The organism is Sphingobium sp. C100 (genome assembly GCF_000508185.1).
GTDB lineage: Bacteria > Pseudomonadota > Alphaproteobacteria > Sphingomonadales > Sphingomonadaceae > Sphingobium.
This window is the reverse complement of sequence record NZ_AYOY01000021.1, coordinates 1-11,607: the sequence shown is the minus strand read 5'-3', so window position 1 is coordinate 11,607 and position 11,607 is coordinate 1. Positions and strand designations below refer to the sequence as shown.

12 protein-coding genes are annotated in these 11,607 nt (G+C 65.6%); 2 read left to right on the top strand and 10 right to left on the bottom strand.

The genetic code is table 11. From position 1 onward, the window contains the following. Positions 1 to 73: 73 nt before the first annotated feature. From C100_RS27820 to C100_RS27780, 9 genes are all read right to left on the bottom strand, one after another. Positions 74 to 433: a HesB/IscA family protein gene (locus C100_RS27820; RefSeq protein ID WP_024018295.1), complete on the bottom strand. Its 360-nt coding sequence runs from the start codon at positions 431 to 433 to the stop codon at positions 74 to 76. After that, the gene (locus C100_RS27815; RefSeq protein ID WP_024018294.1) at positions 433 to 894 is read right to left on the bottom strand and encodes an SUF system Fe-S cluster assembly protein; all 462 of its coding nucleotides are present in this window, start codon (positions 892 to 894) and stop codon (positions 433 to 435) included. Before C100_RS27815 ends, C100_RS27820 begins: the two co-directional genes overlap by 1 nt. Then, on the bottom strand, positions 891 to 2,111 hold the full coding sequence (locus tag C100_RS27810) for a cysteine desulfurase (protein ID WP_024018293.1): 1,221 nt from the start codon (positions 2,109 to 2,111) through the stop codon (positions 891 to 893). The genes C100_RS27815 and C100_RS27810 overlap by 4 nt, the downstream gene beginning before the upstream one ends. Further along, positions 2,108 to 2,860 carry a SufD family Fe-S cluster assembly protein gene (locus C100_RS27805; protein WP_024018292.1) on the bottom strand — a complete coding sequence of 251 codons (753 nt, stop codon included), beginning with the start codon at positions 2,858 to 2,860 and terminating at the stop codon, positions 2,108 to 2,110. Before C100_RS27805 ends, C100_RS27810 begins: the two co-directional genes overlap by 4 nt. Beyond that, entirely contained in the window at positions 2,857 to 3,603 is a 747-nt protein-coding gene (gene sufC / locus C100_RS27800; RefSeq protein ID WP_024018291.1) for a Fe-S cluster assembly ATPase SufC, read from the bottom strand. Before sufC ends, C100_RS27805 begins: the two co-directional genes overlap by 4 nt. A 3-nt stretch (positions 3,604 to 3,606) precedes the next feature. Beyond that, on the bottom strand, positions 3,607 to 4,062 hold the full coding sequence (locus tag C100_RS27795; RefSeq protein ID WP_024018290.1) for a hypothetical protein: 456 nt from the start codon (positions 4,060 to 4,062) through the stop codon (positions 3,607 to 3,609). 31 nt (positions 4,063 to 4,093) lie between these two features. After that, positions 4,094 to 5,578 (bottom strand): Fe-S cluster assembly protein SufB, encoded by a 1,485-nt coding sequence (gene sufB, locus C100_RS27790; RefSeq protein WP_024018289.1) that lies wholly within the window; start codon positions 5,576 to 5,578, stop codon positions 4,094 to 4,096. Further along, the gene (locus tag C100_RS27785; RefSeq protein WP_024018288.1) at positions 5,575 to 6,060 is read right to left on the bottom strand and encodes an RrF2 family transcriptional regulator; all 486 of its coding nucleotides are present in this window, start codon (positions 6,058 to 6,060) and stop codon (positions 5,575 to 5,577) included. The genes sufB and C100_RS27785 overlap by 4 nt, the downstream gene beginning before the upstream one ends. Before the next feature lie 78 nt (positions 6,061 to 6,138). Further along, the gene (locus C100_RS27780; RefSeq protein WP_024018287.1) at positions 6,139 to 7,083 is read right to left on the bottom strand and encodes a helix-turn-helix domain-containing protein; all 945 of its coding nucleotides are present in this window, start codon (positions 7,081 to 7,083) and stop codon (positions 6,139 to 6,141) included. Positions 7,084 to 7,430: 347 nt separating this feature from the next. On the opposite strand from C100_RS27780, the gene C100_RS27775 reads away from it, so the two are divergent. Continuing rightward, entirely contained in the window at positions 7,431 to 8,483 is a 1,053-nt protein-coding gene (locus C100_RS27775) for a quinone-dependent dihydroorotate dehydrogenase (RefSeq protein ID WP_031308626.1), read from the top strand. A gap of 72 nt (positions 8,484 to 8,555) precedes the next feature. Further along, positions 8,556 to 10,259: a gamma-glutamyltransferase gene (gene ggt / locus C100_RS27770; RefSeq protein ID WP_024018285.1), complete on the top strand. Its 1,704-nt coding sequence runs from the start codon at positions 8,556 to 8,558 to the stop codon at positions 10,257 to 10,259. Positions 10,260 to 10,808: 549 nt separating this feature from the next. Here the strand turns inward: ggt and C100_RS0123930 are convergent. Further along, positions 10,809 to 11,607 (bottom strand): ERAP1-like C-terminal domain-containing protein (locus C100_RS0123930; RefSeq protein ID WP_031308625.1); only part of this gene is annotated, 799 nt, incomplete at its 5' end.

Below are 11,607 nucleotides of genomic sequence, written 5' to 3'. Positions count from 1 at the left end.
TCCCCAATCACCCCATCTGTCCTGAAAGCCGGCGCGCAATACTCGACAGGCGCGAGCCGAACGGAAATCCAGCCTAGACCGTGAAGCTTTCGCCGCAGCCGCAACTGCCCTTGGCATTGGGGTTGTTGAAGACGAAGCCGGCGGTGAAATCATCCTCCACCCAGTCCATCGTTGATCCCACCAGGTAGAGCACAGAGGCGCCGTCGATGTAGAAGGCGCCGCCGGGCGTTTCGATCTTTTCGTCGAATTTGGTTTCTTCGCTCACATAGTCCACCGAATAGGCGAGACCCGAACAGCCCCGGCGCGGCGTCGACAGCCTGACGCCGATCGCGTCCTGGGGCGCTTGCGCCATCAGGTCGGTGATGCGCTGCTCGGCGGCCGGCGTCAGGATGACGGCGGCGGGGCGGGCACGGGTTCGGGTTTCAACGGTCATCAGAGCATTCCCAGTTCGAGCTTGGCCTCGTCCGACATCTTCTGCGGGTCCCATGGCGGATCCCAGACGAGATTGACGTCCGCGTCGCCGACGCCGGGCACTGCGCCGACGCGCATCTCCACCTCGCCCGGCATCGATTCGGCGACCGGGCAATGCGGGGTGGTGAGCGTCATGGTGACGGCGACATGGCCTTCGGTCACATCGACGCCGTAGATGAGGCCGAGATCATAGATATTGACCGGAATTTCCGGGTCGTAAATTTCCTTGAGCGCATCGATGACGGCTTCGTAGAGATCGCCGCCCGGCTCGCCCGCAGGCGCCTGCGCCGGCTTTTGCGCCAGAAATCCGTCGAGATAGTCGCGCTGGCGCGGGGCAGCGTCCGCCGCCTCTTCCACGCGCGCCTTGGGCGGGGTTGCCACCGCCTCGACTTCCTCGACCATGATCTTGCGTTCTTCACTCATCCGAAGATCTTCCTCACTCGTTCCAGTCCGTTGACCAGCGCGTCCACATCGCTGTCATCGCTGTAAAGGCTAAAGCTCGCCCGCGCGGTCGCCTCGACGCCCAGATGGCGCATCAGCGGCTGGGCGCAATGATGGCCGGCCCGGATCGCCACGCCCGTTTCATCCAATATGGTGCCGACATCGTGCGGATGAACCCCCTCTACCTCGAAAGAGAGGATTCCGGCCGAATCCTGCGGCCCGAAGACACGGATGCTGTTGAGGCCTTCCAGCGCGGCCCGCGCCTTGCCGACCAGCGCGCATTCATGCGCGTGGATGGCGTCCAGCCCGATCGCCTGCACATAGTCGATCGCCGCCGACAGGCCGACGACGCCGGCGATATGCGGCGTCCCCGCCTCAAACCGGGTGGGCGCGGGGGCATAGGTCGTCTTTTCGAACGTCACCTTGTCGATCATCGACCCGCCGCCCTGATAGGGAGGCATGGCGTCGAGCAATTGCCCGCGCGCCCACAGCACGCCGATGCCGGTCGGGCCATAGAGTTTGTGCGCGGAAAAGACGTAGAAATCGCAGTCCAGCGCCTGAACATCGACGGCGATGCGCGGCACCGCCTGGCATCCGTCGATCAGTATCTTCGCGCCGACGCCATGGGCGATGTCGGCGGCGCGGCGACAATCGAGCAGGCTGCCCAGCACGTTCGACACATGGGCCAGCGCCACCATCTTGTGCGCGGGCGTAATCATCGCGGCCATGGCGTCGAGGTCGATCCTGCCATCGGCGGTCAAGGGCACGACGTCGATGTGCGCGCCCACTTTCTCAGCGACGATCTGCCACGGGACGATATTGCTATGATGTTCGAGGGTGGACAACAGGATGCGGTCGCCCGCCCCGAGCTGCGTGCCAGCCCAGCAGTGCGCGACCAGGTTGATGCCCTCGGTCGCGCCGCGCACATAGACGATTTCGCTGTCCGAGGCGGCGCCGATGAAGCCCGCGACCTTGCGCCGCGCCGCTTCATAGGCGAGCGTCATGTTCGCCGAGCGTTCATAGACGCCGCGATGGACGGTCGCATAATCCGGGCCATAGGCGCGGGCGATGGCGTCGATCACCGCATTGGGTTTCTGCGCGGTCGCGGCGCTGTCGAGATAATGCCAGTCGCCCCCACTTCCGGTCAAAAGGCCGGGGAAGTCATCGCGCAAGCGCAATCCCTGTGCCAGATCGGTCATACCAACGCCTCCAGCTTGGCGAGCGCTGCGGTTTCGAAACGGCCCTTCAAGGCTTCGTCGGTCAGATCGTCGAACACACCGGCGACGAACGCTTTCAGCAGCAGGGTCTTCGCCGTCGTCGGGTCCATGCCGCGCGACGCCATATAATAGAGCGCCTGACGGTCCAGCTCGCCCACGGTCGCGCCATGGGCGCATTTGACGTCGTCGGCGTAGATTTCCAGTTCCGGCTTGGCGTTCGCGGTGGCGGTGCGGTCCAGCAGCATCGCTTTCACCGACTGGAAGGCGTCGGTGCGCTGCGCATCGCGCGCGACGTTGATGGAGCCGAGATAGCTGCCGGTGGCATGGCCGCCCAGGATCGACCGGATCGTCTGGCCGCTGGTCGCGTCGGGCTGCGCATGGGTGACGGAGGTGATGATCTCCAGCACCTGGTCGCCGCCGCCGATGATCGCGCCGCTCAGTTCGAAATGCGATCCCTTGCCCAGCGTCACGGCAAAGGTCACGCGGCCCAGCTTGCCGCCGATGTTGAGCAGATGAAAGTCGCAGCGCGCGCCGTCGGCGATGTCGATGACATAGTCATGCACCGTCGCCGCGCCATCGGCCGCATCCTGCATCAGGTGATGATGCGCGCGCTCGCCTTCCGCCACGTCGATGCGGGCCGGCGCGGGCGTCGGCCAGATCGTGGCGACGGCGTCGAGGTCGCTATAGCGCCAGGCTTCTTCGCGGCGCGTGGGCAGAGCGAGCGTGGTCACGCGGCCAACACCTCGGCATAGCCTTCGCGTTCCAGTTCCAGCGCAAGTTCGGGGCCGCCCGACTTCACGATGCGGCCGCCGGCCAGCACATGGACATAGTCCGGCTTCACATAGTCGAGCAGCCGCTGATAATGGGTGATGAGCAACACCGCCTTGTCAGGCTTGCGCATGATCGCGTTGATGCCCGCGCCCACGACTTTCAATGCGTCGATGTCGAGGCCGCTGTCGGTTTCGTCGAGGATCGCCAGCTTGGGGTCGAGAATGCCCATCTGCACCATTTCGGCGCGCTTCTTCTCGCCGCCCGAAAAGCCGACATTCACCGGACGCTTGAGCATGTCCATGTCGAGGCCGAGCAGCGCCGCCTTGTCCCTGGCGAGGCGGATGAATTCGCCGCCGTTCAGTTCCTTCTCGCCACGCGCGCGCTTCTGGCTGTTGAGGCTTTCACGCAGGAATTGGAGGTTGGAGACGCCGGGGATTTCGACCGGATATTGGAAACCCAGGAACAGCCCGGCGGCGGCGCGTTCATGCGGCTCCAGCTCGAACAGATCCTGCCCTTCGAACGTCGCGCCGCCGCCGGTCACTTCATAGCCGGGACGGCCGCCCAGCGTATAGGCCAGCGTCGACTTGCCCGCGCCATTCGGTCCCATGATCGCATGGATTTCGCCCGCGTTGATGGAAAGCGACAGGCCCTTCAGGATCGCCTTGCCGTCAATGTCGTTCGAAAGATTGTCGATGGTCAGCATATATCAGTCCTTGTGCGCGCGCTGCAACGTCCGCGCGGTCCAGAAGGCCATGTCGCGCACGTCGCCCGGCGCGGGGAACAGCGTGTCGATATGGCGCTTGATCGGCATATAGGGCCACCAGTCGGCCCCCGGTTCGGGCGAACCCTTTTCCAGCAGTGCGGTCACGAATTCGGTCACCGGCCCCATGCGCGCGAGGTTGGGCGCCTTCGCCTTGTGAAACGCCTTGTCGGTGCGCAGCTTCTCGGTGAAAACCGCATCGCCCTTTTCCAGCGCGGCGCGGCATTCCGCCTGATAGGCGTCGAGATCGCCAAAATCCTTGCGCGCGCGCGGCTCCAGCTCGCCCTCTTCCAGCTCATAATCCTCGGTCAGAATGCGGATCGCGGCGGTCCATGACTGGCCGTTGCTGACATCCTCCGAAAAATCGGCGAGGGCATCCTGAATATCGTCTTCGTCGCTCAAAATTCTTGTCCTTGGTCTGTCTGCGGCGGCGTCAGCCCACCGATCCTTCAAGAGAAATGCCCAGCAGCTTCTGCGCTTCGACCGCGAATTCCATCGGGAGTTGCTGAAGCACCTCCTTCGCGAAGCCGTTGACGATCAGGCTGACCGCGCTTTCCGTGTCCAGGCCGCGCTGCATGGCGTAGAAAAGCTGATCGTCGCTGATCTTGCTGGTGGTCGCTTCATGTTCGATCTGCGCGCTGGGGTTGCGCACCTCGATATAGGGGACGGTATGCGCGCCGCATGTGCTGCCGAGCAGCAGGCTGTCGCACTGGGTGAAGTTGCGCACGCCCTCCGCGCCCGGCGCCACGCGCACCAGCCCGCGATAGGTGTTGTTGCTGCGGCCCGCACTGATGCCCTTGGAAATGATGGTCGATCGCGACCCCTTGCCATTGTGGATCATCTTGGTGCCGGTATCGGCCTGCTGCATATTGTTGGTCAGCGCGACCGAATAGAATTCGCCAACGCTATTTTCACCATTCAGCACGCAGGACGGATATTTCCAGGTGATCGCGCTGCCGGTCTCCACCTGCGTCCAGCTGACCTTCGAGTTGCGGCCCTGGCACAGCGCCCGCTTGGTCACGAAATTATAGATGCCGCCCTTGCCGTTCTCGTCGCCCGGATACCAGTTCTGGACGGTGGAATATTTGATCTCGGCATCGTCCAGCGCGACCAGTTCCACGACGGCGGCGTGGAGCTGATTTTCGTCGCGCATCGGCGCGGTGCAGCCTTCCAGATAGGAGACATAGCTGCCTTCGTCCGCGACGATCAGGGTGCGCTCGAACTGCCCCGTATTCTCCGCATTGATGCGGAAATAGGTGCTGAGTTCCATCGGGCAGCGCACGCCCTTGGGAATGTAGACGAAGGTGCCGTCGGAAAAGACCGCGCAGTTCAATGTCGCGAAATAATTGTCGTGCATCGGCACGACCTTGCCCAGCCACTTTTTCACCAGGTCGGGATATTCCTTCACCGCCTCGCTGATCGAGCGGAAGATGACGCCCGCTTCCTCCAGTTCCTTGCGGAAGGTGGTGGCGACCGAGACGCTGTCGAACACCGCATCGACGGCGACGCGGCGGCTGCTCTTCACGCCGGCGAGCACTTCCTGCTCGGCGATGGGGATGCCCAGCTTCTGGTAAGTGGCCAGGATTTCCGGGTCGACCTGGTCCAGGCTGTCCAGCTCCGCCTTCTTCTTCGGCTCGGCATAATAATAGGCGTCCTGATAGTCGATCGGCGGGACGTTGAGCTTGGCCCAGTCCGGCGCTTCCATCGTCTGCCACAGGCGAAAGGCCTTCAGGCGCCAGTCGAGCAGCCATTGCGGCTCGCCCTTCTTGGCGGAAATGAAGCGGACCGTATCCTCGTTCAGCCCCTTGGGCGCAAAATCCTGCTCGATCGCCGAGGACCAGCCATGCGCGTAGGTAGAGGCGCGCTGCGCGGCCTCCAGCGCTTCCTGGTTGCGGACTGTGGTGATTTCTTCGGTCATAGCGCGACTTGTTTCTCGACTTCGCTGGGTGCGAATGGTGGGGGAATGTCCCGGGTCAGGCTGGCGATCGTCACGCCGGCGAGCGCGGCGCGGATCGCGTCATTGGCCAGGTTCATGTGCGGGCGGATGCGGCAATCGCTTTCAAGATTACAGTCATGGGCGCCCATTTCCGCGCAGGCGGTCATGGCGATCGGCCCTTCGACCGCCTCCACCACATCCGCCAGCGTGATCGTGGCGGGTGGGCGGGCGAGGCGCACGCCGCCGCCGGTGCCCCGACTCGATTCGAGCAGTCCGGCCGCGGACAGGCGGCTCACCAGCTTCTGCGCGGTCGGCAGCGGGATGCCGGTTTCGGCGCTGAGCGTGGTTGCGTTCATGCGCAGATGCTTGTGAGTCGCGGGGTCGCGCCCCGCCCCCGCGCCGCAATGGCGCGCGGCGGCGCTCATCAGCACCACGGCATAATCTGCGAAACTCGACAGCCTCATTGCGAACCATTCTCAAATCGGACCATATCCGTCCGATTGCGCATGTGGTCCCCGCCGCCGCGAGAATCAAGGCTAAAATCAGGACAGGCGGTTGAGGACGGCGACATCGGTCCCCAGCGAACGGCGCAGCAGGGTCAGTTGCGCCACCGCCGACGGTTCGGTCTGGAGCTGATGCGGGGTCAGGCCGATGAAATGCTTGATTTCCCGGATGAAGTGCGACTGATCGTAAAAGCCCCCCTCCTCACACAGCTGCTGCCAGCTTTCGCCGTCGAGGGCGATCCGCGCCGAACAGCGCAGCGCGCGATATTTGCGCGCCAACAGCTTGGGCGGTGCGCCATAATATTTGTTGGTGAGGCGGGCAAGCTGGCGCTGGGACAGGCCGGTGGTTTCCGCCAGCACCTCGATCCGCGGCGAACCTTCGTCCATCAGCCAGGCATCGACAGCCGCCAGCAAGTCCCAGTTCGCCTTGCGCAACGGTTGGACCAGGCGGCCGAGCAGCGTCCAGGTCAGGTCGGCCATCTCCTCGGCGTCATTGTCCTCCATCGCGCGCAGCCGGTCGAGCAGATCGATATAGGCGCCGCCCCGCTCCCCGCCCAGATCGCACAGGCGGTCGGCGAGCCGGCTCGCATCCTCGCCGTGAAGCGAAACCCATCCGGCCGGCAGCAGGGATATGCCGAGCACCCGCACGGGGCCATCCAGCGCGAAGCGCGTCGCGCCCATTGTGGGGCCAAGCAGGCATGTTTGCGGCGTCGGCATGATGGTGCCGTCGTGGAAATGATAGTCGCCCTGTCCCGCCAGCATGAAACGCAGTTGCGGCACGTCGGCGCGGGTTGCGTCGGCATAATGATCGGCCGAGACGCTGAAGAGATAGAGCGAACCGAAATAGGCGCGCAGATTTTCGGGCGGCGCAAAATAACGCAGTCGCACCGGCCCCTGCGCTGCCGCGACCGTATAGGAGAGCGGTCCCCTTTCGTCCGGCAGAGCAACCGTGCTCCCCGGTATCGCGATCTGATGCGACCCCATATTTTCACCCCAGCCCGGAATATGCGCCAATCAGGGCCGGACGCAAGCGACATGACGGAAAATAGGGTATTTTTTATAGTGGCAAGGGGACGGCCAAAAAAATGACCCGGCGGTTTGCACCGCCGGGTCAGGAAAAGGTCTCATCGGCCAATGGCCTTCGAGCCTTCGGGTCGCAAGGGGGCTTTACGCCCGAATCAGGGAAAGTTTATTGGACGGATCGGACATTTTTCCGTCCGAAACGGTCTCATTGATGACGTTTCCTGTCATAAAATGATAGCGGAAGGACGTTGTGGCGCTTCAGCCACAGTGACTCGACGCGCCCGCGCGCCGCTGGCATAGCGCCGACCATGTCCTACCGCCTGATCCGTCCCCTGCTGTTCGCGCTCGACGCCGAACGCGCCCATAATCTGTCCATCGCCGCGCTGAGGCTGATGCCCGTGCCCGCACCGATCACGGCCGATCCGATGCTGGCGACCACCGTGGCGGGCATATGCTTCCCCAATCCGGTGGGACTGGCGGCGGGCTATGACAAGGACGGACGGGTCGCGCACAAGATGCATGGCCTGGGCTTCGGCTTTGCCGAGCTGGGGACGCTGACCCCGCTCGCCCAGCCGGGCAATCCGCAGCCGCGCCTGTTCCGGCTGGTCGAGGACAAGGCGGTCATCAACCGTTTCGGCTTCAACAATGGCGGTCAGGGCGCGGCGGCCGACCGGATCGCCCGCTACCGGCGGCCGGTCGGCCAGGGGCCGGTGATCGGCATCAATATCGGCGCGAACAAGGAGGCGACCGCGGCAGGGCGCGGGGTTGCCGATTATGTCACGGGCGTCACATGCATGGCGCCGCTGGCCGATTATCTGACGGTCAACATCTCCTCACCCAACACGCCGGGGCTGCGCGCGTTGCAGGATCGCGCCGCGCTGGACCAGTTGCTGGGCGCGGTGATGGCCGCGCGGGGGGCGGACCGGACCCCGATTTTCCTGAAGGTCGCGCCCGATCTGGCGCCCGCCGACATGGAGGATATCGCCGCCGCCTGCATCGACCATGGCGTCGATGCGCTGATCGTGTCCAACACCACCCTGTCGCGTCCCGCGCTGCGATCCCCCCATGGGAACGAGGCCGGCGGCCTGTCCGGCGCGCCGCTGACCGACCTGTCGCTGGCCCGGCTGAAGGATTTCCGCCGCCTGGTGGGCGCGCGCCTGCCGCTGATCGGCGTGGGCGGCATCGCCAATGCCGATCAGGCCTATGCCCGCATCCGCGCCGGCGCATCGCTGGTGCAGCTTTATAGCGCGCTGGTCTATGAAGGGCCGTATCTGGCGCGGCGGATCAATGCAGGCCTGAAAGCGCTGATGGCGCGCGACGGGGTGCGAACCGTCGCCGACCTGGTGGGCGTCGACGCCTGATCCATGCGCCCGGCATAACCCGGGGCTATCCTTGGGGTTGCGATGCGCGGTCTTCGCGATAGGGTGCCAGCCATGACGTCCCGCCTGATCGGCCTGCTGGCCCCCTTCGCCCTCCTCGCCACCACCGCGCCCGCCCCCCTGATGGCGCGCGAGCCGGTCGCGCTCAACGCCACCGTATCCGCCGCCGACCCGCGCGCCGCGCAGGCGGGGCAGGAGATATTGCGCCAGGGCGGCAGCGCCACCGACGCGGCGATCGCCATGATGCTGACGCTCGGCGTGGTGGAGCCGCATAATAGCGGCATCGGCGGCGGCGGTTTCCTGATCCATCATGACGGGGCGACCGGCGTGCTGGATTCGATCGACGGGCGCGAAACCGCGCCGGCGGCGGCCCGGCCGGACCGTTTCCTGGGGCCGGACGGCAAGCCCCTGCCCTTCGTCCAGGCCTGGCCGGGCGGTTATTCCGTCGGCGTGCCGGGCAATCTGCGCCTCGCCTGGGACGCGCACCAAAAATGGGGCAAGCTGCCCTGGGCGGACCTGTTCCAGCCGGCCATCACGCTGGCGGAGGATGGCTATGAACTGGGCGAGCGCACCGCGACGGCGCTCGACCGGCTGAAGGACATCTGGAAGGATTTCCCCGAGATCCAGCAGTATTTCTGGGTCGATGGCGCGCCGCCGCCGGTCGGCACCATCCTCAAGAACCCGCCGCTCGCCGCGCTTTACAAGACAATCGCGGCGGAGGGGCCGGACGCCTTCTACACCGGCGACAATGCCCGGATGATCGCCCAGGCCGTGACCGACGCGCCGAAAAATCCCGTGCCCATGACCATGACGGACCTGGCGGGCTATCAAGCGAAGGCGCGCAAGCCCGTCTGCGGCAAATATCGGGTCTATACCGTGTGCGGCATGGGGCCGGCATCGGCCGGCGGCATCACCGTGCTGGAGATACTCGGCATGGTCGAGCGTTTTCCGCTGGGCCGGTGGGGCAAGGATGATCCGCGATCCTGGCATGTCATCGGCGAAGCGATGCAGCTGGCCTATGCCGATCGCGACACCTGGCTGGGCGACCCCGATTTCGTGTCGGTGCCGATCAGCGGGATGATCGACCCCGCTTATCTCAAGCAGCGCTCCGCCATGATCCGGCTGGACCGCTCGCTGCGCCGCTATGAACCCGGTACGCCGCCCGGCGCCCAGCCGCGCACCGCCGCCGGGCCGCAACCGGAAGTCGGCACCAGTCACTTCGTCGCGGTGGACCGGGATGGCGATGTCGCCAGTTGGACCTCCACCATCGAAAGCTTCTTCGGCAGCCAGTTGGTCGCCAATGGCGTGATCCTGAACAATGAGCTGACCGATTTCAGCTTCGTGCCGGAAAAGAACGGCGCGCCGGTCGCCAACCGGGTGGAGCCGGGCAAGCGCCCGCTCTCCTCCATGTCGCCGACCATCGTCTATGATGCGAAGGGCACGCCGATCTTCACCGTCGGCGCGGCGGGCGGCCGCACCATCATCATGCAGGTGGCCAAAGCGCTGATCGCCCATTTCGACTGGGGCCTGTCGGCGCAGGAGTCGATCGCCCATGGGCTGATCTATTATAACAAGGACGGGCTGGTGCTGGAGCAGGGGACATCGCTGGAGGCGATGCAGGCGCCGCTCGAGAAGCTGGGCCATCATGTGACGCTCAGTCCGCTGGGCCTGAAGGCCAATGCCGCCGAGCGGACGGCGGACGGCCATTGGGTGGGCGCCGCCGACCCGCGCAGTCCGGGCGTGTCGTTGCAGGAGTGAAGCGGGGCCGCGCCGGGTGGCGCGAGCCATGCCGGCAGCCGGGAGACGGCCCGTTGCGGATTTGGAAATATCCCCGCTGTGTCGCGCCGGTGGCGACCGATGGCCGATTGCGTCGGTGACGCGCCAGTTAGGCAACGGCGACGCGTCGGTTGCGCATGACGAAAGGTGGTGGCGGGAGGCGAGCATAGTCCGTCATCCCAGCGGAAGCCGGGATCTCAGGCAATGACGCGCCAGACCCACTGAGACCCCAGCTTCCGCTGGGGTGACGACCAAGGATCAGGAAAAGCCGCCAGTCCGCCACCCACCCTTTACGTCATTCCCGCGACCTGAAGGGCAGCCGCAGCCAAGCGGGCCAATCTCCGCGACGCAGTCATGTGGGGCTAAATGGATTCCCGCTTGCGCGGGAATGACGGGTCTTGGTCGGTTTCGCGGCGGTTCCGCTTCCCACCCAAGCGGGTCATCCCGCCGGCTGGTTCGCCCGGCACCATCCAAAGGGCCAGCCCCATCCAAAGGCAAAGGGGCGGCCGTTCGAGCCGCCCCTTCTCGTCCTTATTTTTTCGCCGCGAACCAGGCGGCGAGCGGGGCTTTCAGCCGCTGGCGGGTTTCGACCCGCGTCTTGATCGCGGCGATCGCACGGTCGGTCACCTTGCGCGATTCCGGCGTCAGATACTGGGTCGCATAGGCGTCGAGCTTGGTCGCCATCGCCGGATCGGCCGATCCGCCGCCCAGCCGGGCGAGCGCCTGGCTGCGCGCCGACACGTCGATCAGCGCTTCATATTGCGCGCGATGGGCCAGCACATAATCGACCGCCAGCATCGGATGTTCGCGGCCGACCGCGCCGATGATCGCCGCGCTGGTGGTCTTGCCCGGCTCGTCGGTCAGCGCCAGGTCAAGCCCCTGCCGGCCAAGCGCCTGATCCTTCGCGCCGCCGAGCAGCGCGTAGAGCGTGCTTTTTTCCAGATCGGTCTTGGCGCCCTTCGCCATCGCGCGCAGCTTGTCCCAGGTCGCCTGGTCGGCATTTTTGGCGATGATCGCAAGCCAGACGGTGCGCAGCGGCCCGTCGAGCGCGGCCGGATCGCTCTCCAGCGCGGCGAAGCGGCGATTGGCTTCGCCCACCACCGCCCGGTCGCCCATGTCGCCCAAGGTCGAGACCAGCGCCGATCGCAGCACCGGCACCTGCGGCCCTTCCCCGGCCTTGGCGTCATAGCCGATCCGGTTCAGCACCGGGCCGAGCTTGGCCGAGGCATAGGCCGCGACCCGCGCCTGCGCCGCCGCGTCGCCCTCCAGCATGTCATAGGCGCTGCCCAGATAGCCGGGCACTTCGGCCAGCACGGCGGGGCTGGCGCTC